Source organism: Wolbachia endosymbiont (group B) of Scrobipalpa ocellatella (assembly GCF_964188425.1).
Taxonomy (GTDB): Bacteria; Pseudomonadota; Alphaproteobacteria; order Rickettsiales; family Anaplasmataceae; genus Wolbachia.
Window position 1 is genome coordinate 1,385,018 of sequence record NZ_OZ077190.1, and the last position, 20,744, is coordinate 1,405,761.

General features: G+C 34.9%; 19 protein-coding genes and 3 tRNA genes. 13 read left to right on the top strand and 9 right to left on the bottom strand.

The window, feature by feature from the left end; all coding sequences use genetic code 11:
• Nucleotides 1-21: 21 nt before the first annotated feature.
• On the bottom strand, nucleotides 22-1,935 hold the full coding sequence (locus tag AB3210_RS06630) for an ATP-dependent helicase (RefSeq protein WP_007302378.1): 1,914 nt from the start codon (nucleotides 1,933-1,935) through the stop codon (nucleotides 22-24).
• Nucleotides 1,936-2,048: 113 nt separating this feature from the next.
• Nucleotides 2,049-2,474, bottom strand: coding sequence for a hypothetical protein (locus tag AB3210_RS06635; protein WP_052265004.1), 426 nt, complete (start codon nucleotides 2,472-2,474; stop codon nucleotides 2,049-2,051).
• Between the two features lie 186 nt (nucleotides 2,475-2,660).
• On the opposite strand from AB3210_RS06635, the gene AB3210_RS06640 reads away from it, so the two are divergent.
• The 8 genes from AB3210_RS06640 to ccmE are packed head-to-tail and all read left to right on the top strand — an operon-like array spanning nucleotide 2,661 to nucleotide 9,579.
• On the top strand, nucleotides 2,661-3,248 hold the full coding sequence (locus AB3210_RS06640; RefSeq protein WP_052265005.1) for an NADH-quinone oxidoreductase subunit J: 588 nt from the start codon (nucleotides 2,661-2,663) through the stop codon (nucleotides 3,246-3,248).
• Nucleotides 3,239-3,547: an NADH-quinone oxidoreductase subunit NuoK gene (gene nuoK / locus AB3210_RS06645; RefSeq protein WP_006012916.1), complete on the top strand. Its 309-nt coding sequence runs from the start codon at nucleotides 3,239-3,241 to the stop codon at nucleotides 3,545-3,547. The genes AB3210_RS06640 and nuoK overlap by 10 nt, the downstream gene beginning before the upstream one ends.
• The gene (gene nuoL / locus AB3210_RS06650) at nucleotides 3,544-5,400 is read left to right on the top strand and encodes an NADH-quinone oxidoreductase subunit L (RefSeq protein WP_052265006.1); all 1,857 of its coding nucleotides are present in this window, start codon (nucleotides 3,544-3,546) and stop codon (nucleotides 5,398-5,400) included. Before nuoK ends, nuoL begins: the two co-directional genes overlap by 4 nt.
• Nucleotides 5,401-5,403: 3 nt before the next feature.
• The gene (locus tag AB3210_RS06655) at nucleotides 5,404-6,846 is read left to right on the top strand and encodes a NuoM family protein (protein ID WP_052265007.1); all 1,443 of its coding nucleotides are present in this window, start codon (nucleotides 5,404-5,406) and stop codon (nucleotides 6,844-6,846) included.
• Nucleotides 6,843-8,228, top strand: coding sequence for an NADH-quinone oxidoreductase subunit N (locus AB3210_RS06660; protein WP_012481968.1), 1,386 nt, complete (start codon nucleotides 6,843-6,845; stop codon nucleotides 8,226-8,228). The genes AB3210_RS06655 and AB3210_RS06660 overlap by 4 nt, the downstream gene beginning before the upstream one ends.
• Before the next feature lie 4 nt (nucleotides 8,229-8,232).
• Complete coding sequence (locus AB3210_RS06665) at nucleotides 8,233-9,069, top strand: biotin--[acetyl-CoA-carboxylase] ligase (protein WP_007302384.1); 837 nt, start codon at nucleotides 8,233-8,235, stop codon at nucleotides 9,067-9,069.
• Nucleotides 9,066-9,203, top strand: a complete 138-nt coding sequence (locus AB3210_RS06670; protein ID WP_007302385.1) for a hypothetical protein — start codon at nucleotides 9,066-9,068, stop codon at nucleotides 9,201-9,203. Before AB3210_RS06665 ends, AB3210_RS06670 begins: the two co-directional genes overlap by 4 nt.
• Complete coding sequence (gene ccmE, locus AB3210_RS06675; protein WP_012481969.1) at nucleotides 9,187-9,579, top strand: cytochrome c maturation protein CcmE; 393 nt, start codon at nucleotides 9,187-9,189, stop codon at nucleotides 9,577-9,579. Before AB3210_RS06670 ends, ccmE begins: the two co-directional genes overlap by 17 nt.
• Before the next feature lie 75 nt (nucleotides 9,580-9,654).
• Here ccmE and AB3210_RS06680 read toward each other — a convergent pair whose 3' ends face one another.
• The 4 genes from AB3210_RS06680 to AB3210_RS06695 all read right to left on the bottom strand — a co-directional run bounded on the left by AB3210_RS06680 (nucleotide 9,655) and on the right by AB3210_RS06695 (nucleotide 12,500).
• Nucleotides 9,655-10,119 (bottom strand): hypothetical protein, encoded by a 465-nt coding sequence (locus AB3210_RS06680; RefSeq protein WP_007302387.1) that lies wholly within the window; start codon nucleotides 10,117-10,119, stop codon nucleotides 9,655-9,657.
• A 94-nt stretch (nucleotides 10,120-10,213) separates the two neighbouring features.
• Nucleotides 10,214-10,657 (bottom strand): hypothetical protein, encoded by a 444-nt coding sequence (locus AB3210_RS06685; RefSeq protein ID WP_007302388.1) that lies wholly within the window; start codon nucleotides 10,655-10,657, stop codon nucleotides 10,214-10,216.
• Between the two features lie 46 nt (nucleotides 10,658-10,703).
• Nucleotides 10,704-12,224 (bottom strand): MgtE intracellular N domain protein, encoded by a 1,521-nt coding sequence (locus AB3210_RS06690; RefSeq protein ID WP_230609279.1) that lies wholly within the window; start codon nucleotides 12,222-12,224, stop codon nucleotides 10,704-10,706.
• 200 nt (nucleotides 12,225-12,424) lie between these two features.
• Nucleotides 12,425-12,500 (bottom strand) — tRNA-Ala (locus tag AB3210_RS06695).
• Between the two features lie 300 nt (nucleotides 12,501-12,800).
• Between AB3210_RS06695 and AB3210_RS06700 the strand changes: the two genes are divergently transcribed.
• A tRNA-Lys gene (locus AB3210_RS06700) sits at nucleotides 12,801-12,873 on the top strand.
• Nucleotides 12,874-12,890: 17 nt separating this feature from the next.
• Nucleotides 12,891-14,144, top strand: coding sequence for an NADH-quinone oxidoreductase subunit NuoF (gene nuoF, locus AB3210_RS06705; RefSeq protein WP_007302390.1), 1,254 nt, complete (start codon nucleotides 12,891-12,893; stop codon nucleotides 14,142-14,144).
• 22 nt (nucleotides 14,145-14,166) lie between these two features.
• On the opposite strand, the gene infC is transcribed toward nuoF, so the two are convergent.
• The 3 genes from infC to nuoI form a co-directional block, all read right to left on the bottom strand.
• Nucleotides 14,167-14,685 (bottom strand): translation initiation factor IF-3, encoded by a 519-nt coding sequence (gene infC, locus AB3210_RS06710; protein WP_007302391.1) that lies wholly within the window; start codon nucleotides 14,683-14,685, stop codon nucleotides 14,167-14,169.
• Between the two features lie 12 nt (nucleotides 14,686-14,697).
• Complete coding sequence (gene thrS, locus AB3210_RS06715) at nucleotides 14,698-16,599, bottom strand: threonine--tRNA ligase (RefSeq protein WP_007302392.1); 1,902 nt, start codon at nucleotides 16,597-16,599, stop codon at nucleotides 14,698-14,700.
• A gap of 185 nt (nucleotides 16,600-16,784) precedes the next feature.
• Nucleotides 16,785-17,267, bottom strand: a complete 483-nt coding sequence (nuoI, locus tag AB3210_RS06720) for an NADH-quinone oxidoreductase subunit NuoI (RefSeq protein WP_012481971.1) — start codon at nucleotides 17,265-17,267, stop codon at nucleotides 16,785-16,787.
• Nucleotides 17,268-17,464: 197 nt separating this feature from the next.
• On the opposite strand from nuoI, the gene mnmE reads away from it, so the two are divergent.
• The 3 genes from mnmE to AB3210_RS06735 all read left to right on the top strand — a co-directional run bounded on the left by mnmE (nucleotide 17,465) and on the right by AB3210_RS06735 (nucleotide 20,107).
• Nucleotides 17,465-18,793, top strand: coding sequence for a tRNA uridine-5-carboxymethylaminomethyl(34) synthesis GTPase MnmE (mnmE, locus tag AB3210_RS06725; protein WP_052264960.1), 1,329 nt, complete (start codon nucleotides 17,465-17,467; stop codon nucleotides 18,791-18,793).
• A gap of 47 nt (nucleotides 18,794-18,840) precedes the next feature.
• A tRNA-Ser gene (locus AB3210_RS06730) sits at nucleotides 18,841-18,928 on the top strand.
• Between the two features lie 168 nt (nucleotides 18,929-19,096).
• Complete coding sequence (locus AB3210_RS06735) at nucleotides 19,097-20,107, top strand: NAD(P)/FAD-dependent oxidoreductase (protein ID WP_052264959.1); 1,011 nt, start codon at nucleotides 19,097-19,099, stop codon at nucleotides 20,105-20,107.
• Nucleotides 20,108-20,744 lie beyond the last annotated feature (637 nt).

A 20,744-nucleotide genomic window follows, 5' to 3' on the forward strand; every position in this document is an offset into this window, starting at 1 on the left:
GTAAGAGCTGCAGTTATAGCTTCAACAGTAGGCACTATTCTTGATCACCTCAACATTTTCTCTTGGCAATTCTTTAATAAATCGAGAAGTGCTCATTGGTTGCCACTGATTATTAATTTCCCTCCTATCTGCACATGAAATGATCAACCTTTCTTTTGCTCTAGTTATGCCAACATATGCAAGTCTTCTCTCTTCTTCCAAAGCTTTACCACTTTTATCTTCAAAAGATCTTTGATGAGGAAATAATCCTTCTTCCCAACCAGGTAAAAACACGCACGGGAATTCAAGCCCTTTAGCCGCATGAAGAGTCATAACATATACAGTGTCATCGCTATTCATATTATCCACTTCCATCACCAAACTAATATGCTCCAAGAAGGTTATAGTGCTGTCAAAATTCTTCAAAGATGAAATGAGCTCTTTAACATTTTCTATTCGCGCTAAACCCGTCACTCCTTCATTCTCAAGCATTTCCATATATCCTGATTGATTTGCTACGATTTTAACAAATTCATGCAGTGGTTTTACGCTTACTATTTCTTCCCAAGCTTTAATTTTATTTAAAAAATCATTTAGTGAGAGTTTAATTCTTTCGGTTACTTGATCACTATTAACCAATATTTTTGCTGCCTCAAAAAAAGAAATTTTGTTATCCTGAGCAGTCGTGTATATTTTCTTTAGAGTTGTAGCTCCTATGCTTCTTTTTGGACGATTTACGATCCTTTCAAAAGCGAGATCATCATTATTATTTGTAACAAGCCTCAAATATGCAATTATATCCCTTACTTCTTGACGTTCGTAGAATTTTACGCCACTTATAATCTTATAGGGAATTGAATATTTTATAAAATACTCTTCGAGAACTCTAGTTTGAAAAGTAGCCCTGACGAGCACTGCAATATCACTAAATCTGTATTTATTGAGTTTTAATATCTGTTCGCTTATGAACCTTGCTTCAGCCTTTCCGTCCCACAATTTGATTAGATTTACCTTTTCGCCTTCAATGTTTGTTGTCCACAATTTTTTTTCTAAGCGAGTCTTATTGTGATTGATCACATATGATGCAGTTGCAATTATGTGGGATGTTGACCTGTAGTTACACTCCAGTTTAACGGTTTTTGCATTTTTAAAATCATCGGAAAATTTCAAAATATTTTCAACTTCTGCACCACGCCAACTGTATATCGACTGGTCATCATCTCCTACACAGCAAATATTTGAATGCTCTTTTGCAAGGTATTTTAGCCAAAGATATTGTATTGCATTTGTATCTTGATACTCATCTACCATGACATACTTAAACTTGTTTTGGTAGTAGGACAGAACCTCGGTCTTTTTATTAAAAAGTTGTATGTTATATAACAATAAGTCACCAAAATCAACAGAGTTAAGGAATTTTAACCTTTCCTGATACTGGTAATAGACTTTAAGTGCAGTTACGTAAACTGGCCTAAATGATTGAACATCTTCCACTTCAGACGGCAATAAGCACTTCTCTTTCCATTGCTGAATAATATTCATAATGGTCTTATATTTTTCTGATAGGTAATCAGGATTTATTTCATTGATAATATTTTTTATTACCTGTAATTGGTCATCCACACCAATGATTGTAAAATTGGGGTTTAAGCCCACAATTTCTGCGTGCATGCGCAAAATTTTTGCTGCAATTGCATGGAAAGTGCCAAGCCATGGTATGTTTGTGCCCGTTAGCTCAAGTACCCTTGATACCATCTCATTTGCTGCTTTATTTGTAAATGTAACTGCTAATATCTCATCAGAATAAGCGTGACCGTTTCTAATTATGTGTGCTATTCTTGAAGTAATCGTTCTTGTTTTTCCGGTTCCGGCTCCTGCCAGTATCAAAACTGGCCCATTTATGTTAGTTACAGCTAATTGCTGTTCTGGATTTAACAGTGAGAGATAATCGTTCATTGAAGCTCTATAGATTATAACTTTATAAAGTTAAACCTATGATCCAAATATTGTAAAGGTCTTATTGAACATAACATTCAACTCATTCAAGTACTAGATATTTAAGCGTAGATCTATCTTGTTGGGGTAGCTTCAAGTGTATGGTGAGTAACAACAACTTGATTTGAGATATTGGCATCAAAACTTCTGCTTGTTTGATGAATAGGTGGAGTTTGAAATGGCTTAGGCTTACGATTCAGTTCCTTCATCTTTATTTCCTCAGCTTTAATAGGAAGTTTTTCTGGAACATAGAAGTTATGAATTTCAGCTCGTTCAGTGAAATTTTCATATGTTGCTTTCAACCAAGCTCCAATATCATATATAAAACCATATGCTTTTTCTTTAAATTCTATCAATGATCTACTGAAACTTGCTAATGTGTTATTAAAGTAAATTGTCATATAGTCTCTTGTGGTGTATTGATAACCTTCTCCATTTAATCTGCTATTTTGTGCGTTAGAACTATTGTTGCTTTTGAAGTAACCAAATATGTTGTACATTTTGAGCTACCGCTGACTATTAATATACATACATTATATATTAATAAATCAAGATTGTCAAGAGTGTTTATTGCATTACTGAGGAGTTGAAGCTTGTAGTACGATATTTTCAAATCTTTAATATAGTATTGACTTTACAGCAACAATTACCTTAAGTTAGTAACTATTGTTGCAGTTAAAGTATCGATGCCTTTTTTCTTTTATTTTTTTGCAATTCTCAGCATTTTATCTGCTGTATGCGTAATTAGTGTAAGAAATCCTGTGCATGCAGTATTATTTTTAATTTTCACCTTCGTTAACTCTGTAGTTCTTTTCATTCTCCTTGGAGCTGAGTTCATTGCTATGATGGTGATGATAGTATACATCGGTGCGGTTGCGGTGTTGTTCCTCTTTGTAGTTATGATGCTCGATATTGACTACATAAGGTTGCGCCAGGGTTTTGCAAAGCATTGCACTCTTGGTGCTATGTTGTGTGTTGTGTTTTTTCTAGTCATCAGCTTTGTAATCCGCAGCTCAGCACCGAATATAAGCAATGTTATAAACTATAATACCAATAATGTGAAAGCTATTGGTAATTTGCTGTATACCGACTACATGTACGCTTTTCATCTTTCTGGTATTCTGCTGCTTGTTGCAATTGTCGGTGCAATTGCTCTTACTTTGCAGGACAAGAAAAAAGGAGTTAAAAAACAGAATGTATTAAAGCAATTGACACAATCTTCATCTGTAAAATTAGTTAAGGCTAAATTTGGAAAAGGAGTAGAATGGAAATAGGATTAAATCACTTTTTGATAGTTGCTGCTGTTTTGTTCACTATTGGAGTGTGCGGTATTTTCATCAACCGTAAGAGCATAATCAATATATTGTTATCAATAGAAATATTATTGCTGGCAATTAATATCAACTTAGTTGCTTTTTCTGCCTTTATGAATGATATAGTTGGGCAAATTTTTGTGATGTTTGTGTTGACTGTTGCGGCAGCAGAGTCAGGAGTTGGGCTTGCAATATTGGTTGTATATTATAGAAGCCGTGGCAATATAGATGTTGAACAAGCAAATTTAATGAAAGAATGATGGATATACTGAAATTAATAGTATTTTTGCCACTCTTTGGTTCGCTGTTTGCAGCACTTTTTAGAAGAGGTGTTTTTAGTCAGTTAGTTACAACGGCAGGGATTGGAATATCTGCAGTTTTATCTTGGTATGTTTTTCTCACCTTCTCTGAAAATTATCACTTGAGTTTATTTCCTTTATTTTCATTAAGTGTATTAAAAGTAAATTGGGCAATTAGTGTGGATGCTCTCTCATCCTTAATGCTTATTGTTATTACCACCGTTTCACTGGTAGTACATCTCTACTCTATCGGTTATATGGAGCATGATAAGGGGAAGTCGAGGTTTTTTTCTTACCTATCGCTATTTACGTTTTGCATGATTGTGCTGGTTGTAAGCGATAATTTCGTGCAGCTTTTTTTTGGCTGGGAAGGGGTTGGCCTATGTTCTTATTTACTCATAGGATTTTGGTTCCAAAAATATTCTGCAAATAATGCAGCAATTAAAGCATTTGTTGTGAATAGGGTAGGAGACTTTGCACTATTGATTGGAACCTTTCTTATTTATTATACATTTCACTCTTTGAATTTTACTGAAGTTTTTGACACAACTGATCTTCTTGGCACGCAGAACATTAGGGCATTCTGCTGTGAATTCAAAGTAACTCATATAATATGCATATTACTTTTTATTGGCTGTATGGGTAAATCTGCACAGCTTGGTTTACATGTTTGGTTGCCAGATGCAATGGAAGGGCCAACCCCTGTTTCTGCACTCATTCACGCAGCAACGATGGTAACAGCAGGTATATTTTTAGTAGCAAAATGTTCTCCATTATTTGAGCTATCAAATGTGGCACGAGAATTAATAGTTATTGTTGGGGCACTTACTGCTTTCTTTGCAGCTACGGTTGCGATTACTCAGAACGATATAAAAAAAATAATTGCTTATTCAACCTGCAGTCAACTTGGTTATATGTTCATGGCATGTGGGCTTTCTGCTTACAATGTTGCTATTTTTCATTTAATGACACACGCTTTTTTTAAAGCTCTACTATTTCTTGGTGCTGGCAATGTGATTCATGCAATGCATCATGAGCAAAACATTCAGAAAATGGGAAATTGCTGGAAGAAAATCCCTTGCACTTATACTCTCATGTGGATTGGATCTCTTGCGCTTTCTGGAATATTTCCATTTGCAGGTTTTTACTCAAAGGATTTGATAATTGAACATGCTTATAGCACGGATAGCTTTGCTTTTGTAATAAGCTTAGTTGTTGCATTCTTCACAGCGTTTTACTCTTGGAGGTTATTGCTTCTTGTGTTCCACAGCCAAAAACAAAGTAAAATTAATATACATGAGGCACCAAAGATTATGCTTATACCATTACTGATACTCGCTTTTGGATCAGTATTTTCTGGAATATGGGGAGCAAATATTTTGAACATAACTAGTAATGCGTTTTGGAAATCAAGTTTAGTGATGATTGATGAGCATGGAGTTCATAATTTCTTTATAAAACTACTGCCAACCTTAGCAAGCCTAAGTGGAATAGCACTTGCGTGCCTAATTTACCAATATCAAGTAATTAGGCAAATTAAGAGTAAATTTTTACTTAAGTTTTTGCAGAATAAATGGTACTTTGATGAGGTGTATGAGTTTGTTATAATTGCACCGATAAGGTTTATATCTAGGCTTCTATGGAAGTTTGATGTTAAGGCTATTGATTCATTTGGACCAAATGGTGTTGTAAGGTTGGTTAATGAATGTTCAAAAAGTTCTATAAAGTTACAAACTGGTTATATATTTGATTATGCATTTATTATGTTTGTTACTTTAATAATCGGTGCTTTATATATTATTGGAATTAAATAGAAGGTGTTGTTACTTAGTATATTCTTGCTTCCACTGATAGGAGCGTTGATTTTATCCTCGATCAGGATTAATCATCAATCTATACACCTAAAATTCCTTGCCCTATTTTTTGCTATACTTCCATTTTTGCTTAGCATTGTAGCTTGTATAGAATTTGATTATAACAATGCGGACTTTCAGTTTGTCAGCTATCCAATCAAGAATGTAGGAATAGGGATAGATGGTATATCGTTGCTTTTCCTTCTGCTTACAACTTTCTTGTTTGTAATTTGTATACTCTATAACTGCAAAATGAGTTATACGACCCTAAAAGGCTATATGGCATTATTTCTACTGCTTGAGAGTTTTGTAGTCGGTTTTTTCGTTTCACTGAATGCTATAAGCTTTTATGTGTTTTTTGAAGCTGTTTTAATACCAATGTTCTTTATTATTGGCATTTGGGGAGGGAAGCAAAGGATATATGCGACGTTTAAGTTATTTCTTTATACATTAACTGGCTCATTATTATTTCTGCTTGGATTGGTGTATATCTATAGTACTTTTGGGACGTTTAATATACAAAAATTAGCTACATTAGTGCCAAGCCTTGATCTTGAAGTGCAGTCATTGCTGTGGATTACATTTTTTATTTCTTTTGCAATAAAAGTACCTATGTTTCCATTTCACACTTGGCTTCCTGATGCGCATGTGCAATCACCAACTTCTGGATCTGTGATTTTAGCTGGCTTGCTTATTAAAATGGGGGGATATGGATTTTTAAGGTTTTCTATTCCAATGCTTCCTCAGGCAAGTTTGTATTTTTCAAATTTCGTTGTTGTGCTGAGCATTATTGCGGTGATATATGCTTCTCTAGTTGCGTTTGCTCAAGATGATATAAAGAAGTTAATAGCTTATTCTTCAATAGCACATATGGGGATCGTTACTGCTGGCCTCTTTTCATTTTGTGAGGAAGGAGTACTGGGTAGCATATTTCAAATGATTAGTCATGGCCTTATTTCTGCTGCTTTATTTTTATGTGTTGGAATGCTATATACTCGAACTGGAACTTTGGAGATTGCAAAATATTTTGGCATAGTAAACACAATGCCAAAATTTGGTTTTATGTTCATTTTATTTTCAATGGCTTCAATAGGGCTACCTGGAACATCTGGGTTCGCAGGTGAGTTTTTGGCTATGGTTGGGATGTTTAAGAGCATAGGGTTTTTTACAGGATTTATCGCACTTGGCACTATTTTAAGCGCAGTTTATATGCTGAATTTATGTAAGCAAATAATATGGGGGGTTAGCTATTCTAAATTATTAAATAACCGTTTGGATAGCATAGAATTTTCTGTCTTAATTCTGCTTGCAGTGTTTGTTATTTTGCTTGGATTTTACCCAACCCTTGCACTGAATTATTTGAAGCCATGTATGGCAAATTTGTTAGTCAAATATAATGCGCTATGAATTATATACAGATATTGCCGGAAATGTTCTCTATTATCTCCTCGTTAGTGTTGCTACTGCTTGGGATTATATTTAACCGCAGAACTATCAACTTATTAGCACTTGGCTGCACAGTGGTAACTTTAATTATTTTAATTCTTTCGGCAGAAAACAATGAAATTTTTCTCTTTAATTCGTTGTTAAAACTCAATTTATACATCAGGTCAGCCCAAGGGTTAATTCTCAGCACAGGAATTTTAATACTTTTGATGCTGAATTTATCAAAATATGACTATAAATATGAATTTTCAATACTGATTCTTTTTGCACTGTTTGGCATGATAACTTTGGTTTCAGCAAATAGTCTGATCTCTTTTTATTTAGCTTTTGAGTTGATGAGTATATCTTTGTATGTTCTTGCGAGCTTTAATAAAGATTCGATTTATTCATGTGAAGCGGGAGTGAAATATTTTACACTCAGTGCACTATCTTCCTGCATTATGCTATATGGAATGTCGCTGCTTTATGGATATACAGGACAAGTCAATTTCTCTGAGCTCGGTTCATTCTTGCAAAACCATCAGATAACTTATGGAATAGTCTTTGGGTTAGTCTTTGTTCTAATTGGTTTGTGTTTCAAGCTTGCTATTGTTCCTTTTCATATGTGGGCTCCAGATGTTTATCAAGGTGCACCTACCATAGTAACTGCGTTTTTTTCTACGGCCCCAAAAGCTGCACTTGTAACATTTTTAATTCGATTGATGAATGAAGAGTTAGTAAATGTAAAAAGTTATGTTCAGCCTATTTTCTTATACGTTTCAGCATTGTCTGTGCTTATCTCAGCTTTTGGGGCTTTGCGTCAGCAAAACTTAAAAAGGCTGCTTGCTTACAGTTCAATTGGTCACATTGGTTTTATATTTGCTTCACTTTCTATTTTTACACAAGCAGGAACAGATAGTGCCTTAATGTATCTGGTGATATATATCATCACAAGCATAGGGCTATTCTCATATCTCGTACAAATTGACGATGATGATTGTGATATTGCAAATTTATCTGGTATAGGAAAAAAGCAACCAATTTTAGCATTCCATCTTTCTATACTATTACTCTCGATGTCGGGAATACCTCCACTTGCAGGTTTTATCGCTAAATTTTTTATATTCAAAAGTTTAATAAATTCTGGCTTTATCAGCCTGTCTTTGATCCTTGTAATATCGAGTGTGATATCATGCTACTATTATTTAAATATCATGAAAGTTATGTATTTTGATAAAGCTAGTGGTAATAAGGTTGCTTATTCTAAGAGTCTATTCATTATCACTTCAGTGGCTTCACTGATCAATCTCGTTCTTTTCTTGTATGTAGAAGATCTTGACTCACTCATTAAACTAAAGGGCTGACAAGGTGATCCTTGAAGGTTTTCGTATTTATCATTACAAAGAAGTTCCAAGTACTAATAAAGAAGCATTGGGTTTAATTGAGAAAGGGATATCAAATGAAACTGTCATTATTGCTGATAAACAAACAGAAGGCAGGGGACGCACTGGAAAAAGCTGGATTTCTCCAGAGGGTAATCTCTATGCGAGTTTGATAATTAACCAAGAAAAGGATGTCAGCAAATTGACAGAATTGACTTTTGTGACTGCTCTTGCTGTTGGAAATACTTTATTATCGTTAAATTTCTTGAATAATCAAACCCACTGCGGTGTCATTCCAGTGCGTGACACTGGAATCCATACTTTTTCTTCTGGATCCCAGTGTCAAAGCACTGGGATGACAAGAGATCAATTCATAAACGATCTCAATCTTCAACATAAATGGCCAAATGACATTCTAATCGATGGCAAGAAAATAAGCGGAATATTGGTTGAAAAAAAATCCAATTCAAATTGGCTCATTATAGGAATTGGAATTAATGTCAATCATGCGCCACTTCCAGGCACAACGTGCATTAGCAATTACGGTGAATCTGTGTCTAACATGGATCTGTTAAAGGAATTAATAATAAATTTTAATAAGCTAAGAAAGCAATGGCTATTTGATGGGTTTTATGCTATAAGAGAAATGTGGTTAAAAAAAGCATTCAAAATGAATGAGCAAATCAGTGTAAAGTTAGCTGACAAATTGTATGAAGGAATTTTTGCTGATATAGATAAAAGTGGTAAATTGGTGTTGCAGCAAAAGGATGGAAGCTTAATTTATTTTGATGCAGGTGAGTTATTTATTGGCAGTGCATTATGAATACATATGTAATTTTTGCTTACCTTATTAGTTTCATACTGATTGGTGGAAATTTGATTTTTACCGTTTCTTGCTATACTAAAAGTAAAAAAATTCTAGAAAGCCTGAAAGATAATAATGAAGAAGAAACATAAGCGATTACTTATAACTTCAGGAATTTTCTGCTTTTTAAGTTGTGCAGTTTTTTTTATTTTAACAACGCTCAAAGAAAATATCTCATTTTTCTATACAGTAAGTGAGGCAATAGTTTTACCAAATAATCAAAAGCCAATCCGTGTTGGTGGAATGATTGTTGAAAATAGCGTGATACGGAGCGAAAGCGAAGTAATTTTTCAGATGACAGATTTTAATAAGAGCGTTATGGTGAAATATCAGGGAATACTTCCACCAATGTTTTCAGAAAAAAGTGGTGTTGTTGTACAAGGTAAAATGTTTGATAATGGTACCTTTCTTGCAGATACGGTGTTTGCAAAACATGATGAGAACTATAAGCCGAAAGTCCTAAAATAGATTTCCTAATTCAGTTGTATTGAAATGGTATGTGAAAGAAAGCAACAGCCTGCTAGCAAGCTGTTACTTTCCTAACTACCACAATATATCAGAGTGAGTTGGTGCTTCCCATTCTACGTCATTATGGTCAATTATTGCTGCTTTTAATCCTTCAACTTCGCCCCTTAGGTGATCAAGTTCTTCTGCCCATGTTCTATAGTTTTGATTATTATCAATAAATCCATCCTGCTGAATTAACTTATTCAAATGAGATAAACCTTCGGCCAAGTGTTGGTTCATATCAATAAACTCTCCTCTAAGTTGTGCTATGTTCTCCATAATTGAGACACGCAAGCCCGAAACAAACTTCTCGTTTAAATCGCAGACTAACTTATCCATAACTTGATAGACGTAATGAATTGTTGCAATTTTATCTTCAATGTCCTCAAAGTTTGTGGGCTTAACTTCAACTTCTATATTGTCTATTTCTTTAAAGTTGAAATCGCTCATTTGGTTTATTGCTTCAAAGTTATTTTCGCTTTCTTGTTTACTATTATTCATGCTAACTCCTATAAAATTTTAAAATCAACTCAGCTACATTGAAATGGTATGTGAAAAGAGGTAACAGCCTGCTAGCAAGCTGCTACCTTTTTTATTAAAGCAATCCGTTCTCTTCGCCAGTAAATGCAGGAGCTCCTCCAATCTCTGGTATATCATCAAGTCTAGTCTGAAGATCTTTAAGTTTATCGTCTATCTCGCTTGTCTTTGCGCCTATGTTTTCTATAGTTAATGACAGTGGTGTTACTACGCCATTTGTAATCGCCTCACTTATATCGCCGTTATATTTATTAATACTTTTCATCAGACCATCATAAAAATTTTTAAGATTCTTAACGCTTATCGTGATTGCCGGTATAGCATTAATCTCTTCTTCTTTCATGACCTTGGTTATATCAATCCCATCCGGTTTGCTTTTAGTAGTAATCTTCTTTATTTCTGGTGTTACAAAATCTGGTTTATTAAACGCCGGCTTCTGAAGTTGTAATGTACTATTTAATTCAACTCCTTCACTAGAATATAATTTTGTACTTTTACTCATAATAGTTACCTCCTATAAAAAAACTACTTATCTTTATAAATCACTACTATACAAATAACAGTGAGTCATTATTAATGTCTACTATTGTGAAGTCTGGGGCCTGTCCAATTTCTGGCATATCATCCTTGATTTGCTTGAGCATCTCCTTGATTTCCTCGTTATGTTTATTCTGTTCTTCAAGTTTCTCTTTCAATGCATCAATAATAGCATTGGACTGATCTTTACTGCTAAGATCACCAATCACAGACATGACTTTCTCGTGAGGCAGTTTGTGAATGATGTCTTTAAGCTCTTCTGCATCTACGTTATCCAAAAGTTCTTTAAACTGCTCATTAGACATACTATGAGCAAAAGCTTGAAGTTTGTCTGGGTTGTCAGCTAAAGACTTAATGATAATCTGAATCTTATTAGAATCAGTTAAATCTCGAGCTACTATTGCAAGTTTATCGTGGTCTAGTTTATTAATTAAATTATGTAACCTATCTCCTTCTAACATTTTTACTAGAGTTGGAAGTCGATCTTTTAATGCTTGATGTAAAAGAGTGTTGAAAGCTTTCTCATCTGCATCTTTTATTAATTCTACAAACTGATCATTGCTCATTGTATTAATAACTTCCTGAAACTGATCCATTTTCAAGTGAGGGAAAATTTCTTTTACTTGATCTAGGTTAAAGTCTTTTACTAAGTTTGCAACCTGATCCTTATTTAATAAGGGGACTATTATTCCTAACTTTTTTGAATCCAATGTGTGAGTAAGGGCTTGTAATTGATGATTGGTTAGATGATCCACTAAAGCTAGGAATTGGTTGTCTGTTAAGTTCTCTGCTAAAGCCTGCAACTGGTTTGAATTTAGTTCAGGAATTATTTTTTGCAGCTGCCCATCTGTTAGATTTTGTGCAAGAACTTGCAGTTGCTCGTTACTAAGAGAATTGGCAAAAGTCTTTAATTGACTTTCCGTTAGTTTCTCAACAAAAATTTCGACAAATGCCTTTGATAGTATTATATTCTCTGATATTTTAGGTAATATATCTTTTGTTATTTCTATTACTTCTTTCTTGGCGTCCTGTGCAAGATATTGGAGGCTATCATTGTCAGGTGAGTCAATAATATTTCCTTGATCATCTGAGAAATAATATTTATTATCGCTAGTATCTGACTCTTCCAATGTTAAATAGTTGTATTCCAATATCTCAGATTTAACAACTGTTAGGAACTGATCTATGCAATCTTTGGTTAAAACACAAGGTAATTTCATTGATAGTTTTACTAATACATCATCATAATATACAAATGCATAACTACTTGTTCTGAAATCAACGTATTTATTTGCTATGACTTGATTTGTTAGAATATTTTTCTCTTCCCTTACGCAATCTGTAAAATCCGCTGAGAAGGTGCAGAATACTATGGGTAATTCTATCACTTCATCTCCTTTTTCCAGTGATATAAGCTTAACTTTTTTAACAGATTGTAAACGATCAAAGTCAGGCCAAGAGATGTAAGAAAAAGTGTTGTTTGATAACTTCTCTCCAGGCACCATTTTAAAAACATGTTTTTTTCCACTCATAGGTATTACCAAATCAATTTAATTATAGCTATTCTAACATTTATTGATTAATTTATTGTTAAGTTAGTATATATCAGAATTATAATAACACACATTACTTGCATAAAGAAAAGTTACAGAAAGAGGGATTTTTTAGGAAACTAGTATAAAACACTCCTAGATTAAAATAAGCTGACTTTATGATACGCTAGAACCTATATTGGTGGAGGCAAGCGGGATCGAACCGCTGACCTTCTGCGTGCAAAACAGATGCTCTACCAGCTGAGCTATGCCCCCAATTCTTGCTTAAAGCATAAATCACTCACGCTGAAATGCAAGAAATATTTATTTGTGAGGCTATTGCTAAATAGTGCACAAATTCTGCATTTATGTATAATTCTCTATCTTTTTAGAGTTGTACGTCAGCTTTACCAAAATGAATCTTTGAATTAACAAGAAGTTTTCCTTCAAAAATTTTTAATTAAATTATCACTAATGCAGTACATTATGTAATTTATTTAACCACACATGAAAATTTTAGTTTGATTAAAACGGATAAAAACTATATTACTGTTTAGTGTAGCTGAAAAATAAAATGATCCCGTAGCTCAGCCGGTAGAGCAACTGACTTTTAATCAGTGGGTCACGCGTTCGAATCGCGTCGGGATCACTTAGAATCTTAAAAGCATGCTAAAAGAACAGGATAAAATATTCATAAACTTAAATGGTAAAGAAACACCACTACTTGAAGGTGCAAAAAAACGTGGTAGTTGGCAAAAAACAAAGGAATTACTGGATTTAGGATCAGAAAAAATCATTGATGAAGTAAAGAAATCTGGCTTGAGAGGTCGAGGGGGTGCAGGATTTTCTACTGGCCTTAAGTGGAGCTTTATGCCTAAAAATCCTTTAAAAGCGTATTTAGTAGTCAATGCAGATGAGTCAGAACCTGGTACGTGTAAAGATAGAGATATATTACGATATGAGCCACATAAGTTACTTGAGGGAATTCTTCTAGCTGGCAGAGCGATCAGCGCATCAGTTGCATATATTTATATCAGGGGTGAATTTTATAATGAATATTTAGTTCTAAAAAAGGCACTTGAGGAAGCCTATAAAGAAAACTTAATTGGAAAAAATGCCTGCAAATCAGGTTATGATCTTGATGTGTTTATCCATAGGGGTGCAGGAGCTTACATATGTGGGGAAGAAACAGCTCAACTCGAATCCATTGAAGGAAAAAAGGGCTTTCCTCGCATGAAACCTCCATTTCCTGCAGGTGTTGGACTTTTTGGTTGTCCAACTACAATAAACAATGTTGAAACTATAGCCATGGTTCCAGATATTCTAAATCGCGGAGGAGAGTGGTTTGCATCTCTTGGTAAACCAAATAATACTGGCACTAAGGTCTTTTGCATTTCAGGGCATGTAAATAATCCATGTAATGTTGAAGAAGAGCTCGGAATTTCACTGCGTGAATTAATTGAAAAATACGCAGGTGGAGTGAGAGGAGGTTGGGATAATTTACTTGCTGTAATACCTGGTGGGTCTTCAGTCCCACTAATTCCAAAATCTATATGTGATACTATTGAAATGGATTTTGATTCATTAAGGGCTGCACAATCAGGGCTTGGTACTGCTGCTGTAATAGTGATGGATAAATCAACTGACATAATAGCTGCAATAGAAAGATTATCACATTTCTATATGCATGAGTCCTGCGGACAATGTACACCATGCCGTGAAGGCACTGGATGGATGTGGAGGATTATGAGAAGAATGGTAGCAGGAAATATTAAACCTGGTGAAGTAGATAAGCTACTTGACCTTACAACTCAAATAGAAGGGCATACAATTTGTGCACTTGGCGATGCTGCAGCTTGGCCAGTTCAAGGATTAATCAGACATTTTCGTCATATAATTGAAGAGAGGATAGTAACTTAACTTATACTTTTAAATGATTTTACTACTTAGCAGCTAAAGTTAAAGAATATTGATTTCCTTCCCTTTTAGGTGCTAATTCTACTTTTGCAATATCTTCAGCGTCTCTAATTAGCCGTTCTAATTTTTTCAGTCCAACTTCAGTGTTTACAAGCTCTCTCCCTCTAAATCTCATTGTGACTTTAATTCTATGTCCATGCACAAGAAAATCCCTTGCTTGACGCAATTTTGTTTCGTAGTCGTGATCACCAATATTAGGACCCAGTTTAATTTCTTTTATAGTTAATGTTTTTTGTTTCTTTTTTGCTTCACTTGCCTTCTTTTTTATATCATACTTTTGTTTGCTATAGTCCAGAATTTTACATACTGGAGGAGTTGAATCAGGTGCGATTTCTACCAAGTCTAAATTAACACTTTGTGCAACTTCCAAAGCTTTTTCTATTGGAACAATTCCGACCATTTCACCACTATGATCAACTAAGCGTACCTCCTTAGCTGTGATGAGTTCATTAATTCTGTTTTTATTGTTCTTTTTGACTTGCAAATTTTAGCTCCATTAATTCAAATTAATAATCTTTAACAGCAATTCAGTAGCATTCTCCAAAGAAAAAGACTCCTGTTTTTCCGATCCTAAATTTCTCACTGACACAGTTTTATTTGTAACTTCATTTTTGCCTATGATCCATAATATAGGTACCTTACTTGAACTATGCAAACGTATCTTATAGCTAATTTTTTCATTGGTCAAATCAGTTTTGATTCTCACACCTTGTTCTTTTAAAACGTTGCTGATTTCTGTAGCATAACCGTCAGACTCATTTGTAATGGTCAGAATAGCAAGCTGTGTTGGAGCAAGCCAAACTGGAAATTTTCCTGCATAATTTTCTATTAAAATTCCAATAAAACGCTCAAAAGTTCCAAGAATTGCCCTATGTAACATGACAGGGTGATGCTTGTGCCCGTCTGTTCCTATATAAAAAGCTCCAAGCCGCTCCGGTAAAATAAAATCAACTTGCAACGTTCCACATTGCCAATTTCTACCTATTGCATCTTTCAAAATAAACTCTAACTTTGGACCATAAAATGCACCTTCACCAGGATTAAGTTCATAACTAAGCCCTGCTTCTTTAACTGCTTCAAGCAGTGCTCTTTCAGCTCTATCCCACACTTCATCATTACCTGATCTAGTATCTGGACGGTCTGAAAATTTCACAGAAATTTCATTGAACCCAAGTTCTGAATATACTTCTTTTAAAAGGTCACAAAACTTTACAGTTTCAGAATTCACTTGTTTTTCCATACAAAAAATATGTGCATCGTCTTGCGTAAAACCACGCACTCGCATCAGTCCATGCAATGAGCCTGAGCTTTCATTTCTATGGCATGTGCCAAACTCTGCCATACGTATCGGTAAATCACGATAGCTTCTGATGTGAGAATTAAAAATCTGCACATGACAAGGGCAATTCATGGGTTTTATTGCTAGCTTTTTACTTTCAGATTCATCAATAATGAACATATTTTCACGAAACTTATCCCAATGTCCCGATTTTTCCCACAGCTCTTTGCTTACTAAAATAGGGGTTTTCACCTCAAAGTAGCCATTGTTCATTAACTTTTTTCTGATGTAAGACTCAAGAACATTATATAAAGTATATCCCTGTTCATGCCAAAAAATCTGCCCAACAGCTTCCTCTTGAATGTGAAATAAGTCCATATCCTTAGCAATTTTGCGGTGGTCGCGTTTTTCTGCTTCCTCCAGACGTTTAAGATAAGTATTTAATTCATCCTTATTTCTCCACGCGGTGCCATATATTCTTTGCAACATTGGGCCCTTAGAATCGCCACGCCAGTATGCACCTGCTACTTTCATAAGTTTAAACGCTTTAACTCTGCCAGTTGATGGTGAGTGCGGACCACGACATAGGTCTACAAAGTTGCCTTGTTTATAAACAGTTAGGTTTTCGTTTTCTGGTATTGATGAGACAATATCAACCTTGTATCTTTCACCTATATCACTAAAGAAATCAATTGCCTGCTTACGAGTCCAAACTTCTCGGACGAATCTGTGGTTACTTTTTATAATTTCCTTCATTTTTTTTTCTATTGCAGCAAGATCGTCCGTGGTAAAGGTACGATCTGTAGCAAAATCATAGTAGAAACCATCTTGAATTGTTGGCCCGATAGTAATCTGAGTATTAGGAAAGAGCTCTTTTACTGCCTGCGCCATTATATGAGCAGCATCATGCCTTATTATATCTAAACCCGCTTCGTCACTCAGTTGTATTACCTCTATCTCTGTATCAGATTCAATTTCACGTGAGAGATCATACAACTCACCATTTACCTTAAAGGCAATTGCTTCTCTCAAAGCATCCGGTTGTAATATATCAAAGCCAGTGACTCTACCACTGTATTCTTTTACTTTTTGTTCGGCTAAAAAGGTAACTTTTATCATTCATTAGACCTTTTATCATCCCAGTGCTTGACACTGGGATCCATGTTTCTTTCTTTTCTAGATTCCAGCGCCACGCGCTGGAATGACACCAAAAGGTGAGCTACTGATCTTTCAGTTAAATAACAGTTGTACAAGAGATCTATTACATACTTGCTGTAAGAAATTTTAATTGTTGACATACCTAGTTAATAATACGGCCTATTCTTTTTTAACCTGAGTGCAATTGCTTCTTCCCAAACTTCACCATTACGCAATAGCTTTTCTTTATTGTACATTAGCTCCTCTCTTGTTTCAGTAGCAAATTCAAAGTTAGGACCCTCCACAATTGCATCAACTGGACATGCTTCTTGGCAAAGTCCGCAATATATGCATTTTGTCATGTCAATATCATAGCGTGTGGTGCGGCGACTACCGTCTTCTCTTTCCTCTGCTTCAATAACTATTGCTTGAGCAGGGCAGATAACTTCGCATAACTTACAAGCTATGCATCGTTCTTCACCATTTGGATACCTACGCAGCGCATGCTCACCACGAAACCTTGGACTTAAAGGGCCCTTCTCCATAGGATACCTCAAAGTAACCTTTGGTTTGAACATATATTTTAATGTAATAACAAACCCTTTAATTAACTCTACAGAAGACCAATACCAAGCTAATTTCTTGAGCATAATATTTAAAACTTGTGTCAGTCATTATAAATCATATTATCAGTTTTCAAAATAAATATTTTCATCTGGATGACTTTTGTAGTTTTTCTATACAATATATTTACTAATACTGCATTAATATGAATAAGTAATATAAGCAAAAATTTTTTAGATTAGGTATTTCGATTTCTTAAATTGCTAAGTAGTTTATATAAATAATGACAAACACAAATGAAACTATTTTTGCTTTGTCGACCGTATTTGGTAAGTCAGGAGTTGCAGTAATCAGAATTTCAGGCAACTACACCCTTAAAGCTTTAAATCATTTTCATATTAAGAAAAAAATCAAACCAAGATTTGCTACTTTAGTTGATCTATATGATGATTCCAATCAATTGATAGATAATGGAATAATCATCTATTTCCCTGCTCCAAACAGTTTCACTGGCGAGGATGTTATAGAGTTACAAGTGCATGGAAGCAAGGCCGTCATAAAAATCATCTTGGAGAAATTATCAAAAATTTTCGTTATGGCCAGGCCTGGAGAATTCTCACTTAGGGCTTTTCTAAATGGTAAATTTGACTTAACGCAAATAGAAGGAATTGCAGACTTAATTGATGCTGAAACGAAAATGCAAGCTAAACAAGCGATTAAGCAGATATCAGGAGAATTGGAGAGACTATACAGCAATTGGAGGCAAAGATTAATAACGATACAATCCAAAATCGAAGCATATATAGACTTTCCAGAGGACATTTGGGCAGAAAAAAGTGAATTGGAAAAAATTAATAATGAAGTGCAATCTCTCGTGCAGTTGATACAAGAGCATTTAAATGATAATAGACGGGGCGAAAGGTTGCGTGAGGGTTTACATATTGTAATAACTGGTGAACCAAATGTCGGTAAATCAACTCTGTTTAATTTCTTAGCCAAGCGTGATATTGCTATTGTTTCTGAATATGCAGGCACAACAAGAGATATACTTGAAGCTCATATTGACATTGGCGGATACCCAATCATTCTCTCTGATACTGCTGGAATTCGTGAGAGTTCAGATCCAATAGAATCAGAAGGTATAAGTCGAGCGAAAAAAAGGTCTTTTGAAGCTGATTTAAGAATAGAACTATTTCCTTTTGAACAGCGTCATAATATCAATTGCAACGTTGTAAATAGCGATACTATTTATGTATTGAGCAAAGCTGACGATGTTATCAATAATCACAATATAAAAATTAATGGCATAGATCTTTTACCCATTTCTATTCTAAAGGAAATAGGTACAAACAAATTGATCTCTCTCATAAAAGAGAAGGCAAAGGAAAAATTTGGGCATGATAGAGACACTCCTGTGATTACTCGGCAAAGACATAGGAATCACATGCAGAAAGCACTGGAACATTTACAGCGTTTTAATATCGATAATCCAATTGAGTTGATGTCTGAAGACTTGAGGCTTGCTGCATTTGAATTTGGTGCAGTGATTGGAATTATTAATGTTGAGGAAATATTGGACAGTATATTTAGCAACTTTTGCGTGGGCAAGTAAAGCTTTTATAGATTGCTTAAAATCAAATATTGTGATAGAAAAGAAATGGACGGATGGCCGAGCGGTTTAAGGCACCAGTCTTGAAAACTGACGTACGTGATGAGCGTACCATGGGTTCGAATCCCATTCCGTCCGCACAGCATCTCACTATGATAGCTGATTTTTAGAGTTTATTTGGACTATGTGGTTCATAACGCTGGAAATCTTATCTAATCTAGCCACATCTTTTAAAAATACATCCCTTTGTAAATTGACCTTGTTAGCAAAGAAAGCTAATATCTATAAATAGATCACCATCTGAATATGGAAACCGATATCGTAATAATAGGTGCAGGGCCTGTTGCAATATTCACTGCTTTTCAAGCGGGAATGCTTGATATGAGATGTCATATAATAGATGTTTTGGATCAAGCAGGAGGACAATGCACAGCTCTTTACCCAGAAAAGCCAATATATGATATACCTGGTTATCCTGTAATTACTGCCCAAAAATTAATTGAGCGACTAATGGAGCAAGCTTCACCATTTGAGCCTGTTTACCATTTAAGTCAAAAAGTGGAAAAGATTTCAAATAACGAAGGTGAAAACTTTACTATCATAACGAACATAGGTACAGAGGTAAAATGCAAAGCCGTTATCATTGCTGCAGGTAATGGAATGTTTGAACCTAACCGTCCACCCTTAAGTGGTATATTAGAATATGAAAATAAGTCTGTATTTTATAGTGTAAATAAAATTTCTGATTTTCAGGACAAAACTATAGTCATTGCAGGGGGAGGTGATTCTGCGGCTGATTGGACTGTAGAACTTTCTAAGGTTGCGAAGAAAATTTATGTGATACATAGGAGAAAGGAATTTCGCTGCACTCCTGAAACTAGAAATAAATTAGAATCACTTGAAAATGATGGAAAGATAGAACTGGTAGTGCCATATCAATTACACGAACTAGCAGGAGTTAATGGGCAGTTGAGAGCAGTGATAGTAAAAAACATTGCCTCTAAGGAAGAAAAAGAAATACCCGCTAATTTTTTGCTGCCATTTTTTGGATTGTCAATGAATCTTGGTCCAATAAACAATTGGGGTATACAGTTAGAACATAGCCGCATAGTTGTTAATTCAGCTACGCTTAGAACTAGTAGAGATAGAATATATGCAATCGGAGATATAGCTACTTATCCAGGCAAACTAAAATTGATACTAAATGGTTTTGCTGAGAGCGCCATGGCTTGTTATGACATATACAAAGTAATTCACAATTCTCCAGTTAATTTTCAATATTCAACTTCAAAGGGAATTCATGGAAATAAAGAGTAAGGAGATCCATGAACCTACATGGAGTTATCTCAAGCATAAGGGAATACAAACGAAAAAGATTACTTTACAAATTTTCCCAACTCCCTTATCATATCAATAAGAGTATTTATCCTTGTTTTTAATCTCTGCAGATTTAACAACAAAATTCAGTAAAAAACTCAGGTATATATTGGCAGATTACATAAAATTATAGCGGCTGCATGTCTTTTTTATTTTTTCTACATTCAGCCAAAATGCGCTTTAAATAAGCGTTAGCACATTATTACAATGCCAATTTACATTATTATAGGGTCAAAACTCGTTACACGGGGATTCTTTTGCCTTTTTTCTTCATTTGGTGAATTTCTTAATACTTGTAACTAAAGCTTCAGGCCAGCACTTGATGCTGGAATCCAGAAATCTTTTGAGCACAAAAGTTATGCTAGGTTTTGTTGGTAAGAAATTAGTGTCAGCTACTCGGATGACACCAAAGGGGCACTTGGATAGAGGCTACTTGAATAACACCATCATAAGGTGAACCAGTGTCAAGCACTGGAATGACAAGGAAAGGGCTACTTGGATGACAAGAAAAAGGACGCTGATATGACACCAAAGAGGCTGACACCACCATAAAGTAAATTCCACTAACACTATAGGA

What these genes read in the sequence shown, in the direction of transcription:
- nuoF (WP_007302390.1), top strand. Translation starts at nt 12,891, where the DNA reads ATGCTAAAAGAACAGGATAAAATATTCATAAACTTAAATGGTAAAGAA.
- AB3210_RS06630 (WP_007302378.1), bottom strand. Translation starts at nt 1,935, where the DNA reads ATGAACGATTATCTCTCACTGTTAAATCCAGAACAGCAATTAGCTGTA.
- nuoK (WP_006012916.1), top strand. Translation starts at nt 3,239, where the DNA reads ATGGAAATAGGATTAAATCACTTTTTGATAGTTGCTGCTGTTTTGTTC.
- AB3210_RS06660 (WP_012481968.1), top strand. Translation starts at nt 6,843, where the DNA reads ATGAATTATATACAGATATTGCCGGAAATGTTCTCTATTATCTCCTCG.
- AB3210_RS06685 (WP_007302388.1), bottom strand. Translation starts at nt 10,657, where the DNA reads ATGAGTAAAAGTACAAAATTATATTCTAGTGAAGGAGTTGAATTAAAT.
- AB3210_RS06670 (WP_007302385.1), top strand. Translation starts at nt 9,066, where the DNA reads ATGAATACATATGTAATTTTTGCTTACCTTATTAGTTTCATACTGATT.
- AB3210_RS06680 (WP_007302387.1), bottom strand. Translation starts at nt 10,119, where the DNA reads ATGAATAATAGTAAACAAGAAAGCGAAAATAACTTTGAAGCAATAAAC.
- thrS (WP_007302392.1), bottom strand. Translation starts at nt 16,599, where the DNA reads ATGATAAAAGTTACCTTTTTAGCCGAACAAAAAGTAAAAGAATACAGT.
- nuoI (WP_012481971.1), bottom strand. Translation starts at nt 17,267, where the DNA reads ATGCTCAAGAAATTAGCTTGGTATTGGTCTTCTGTAGAGTTAATTAAA.
- AB3210_RS06735 (WP_052264959.1), top strand. Translation starts at nt 19,097, where the DNA reads ATGGAAACCGATATCGTAATAATAGGTGCAGGGCCTGTTGCAATATTC.
- AB3210_RS06635 (WP_052265004.1), bottom strand. Translation starts at nt 2,474, where the DNA reads ATGTACAACATATTTGGTTACTTCAAAAGCAACAATAGTTCTAACGCA.
- ccmE (WP_012481969.1), top strand. Translation starts at nt 9,187, where the DNA reads ATGAAGAAGAAACATAAGCGATTACTTATAACTTCAGGAATTTTCTGC.
- mnmE (WP_052264960.1), top strand. Translation starts at nt 17,465, where the DNA reads ATGACAAACACAAATGAAACTATTTTTGCTTTGTCGACCGTATTTGGT.
- AB3210_RS06690 (WP_230609279.1), bottom strand. Translation starts at nt 12,224, where the DNA reads ATGAGTGGAAAAAAACATGTTTTTAAAATGGTGCCTGGAGAGAAGTTA.
- AB3210_RS06640 (WP_052265005.1), top strand. Translation starts at nt 2,661, where the DNA reads ATGCCTTTTTTCTTTTATTTTTTTGCAATTCTCAGCATTTTATCTGCT.
- nuoL (WP_052265006.1), top strand. Translation starts at nt 3,544, where the DNA reads ATGATGGATATACTGAAATTAATAGTATTTTTGCCACTCTTTGGTTCG.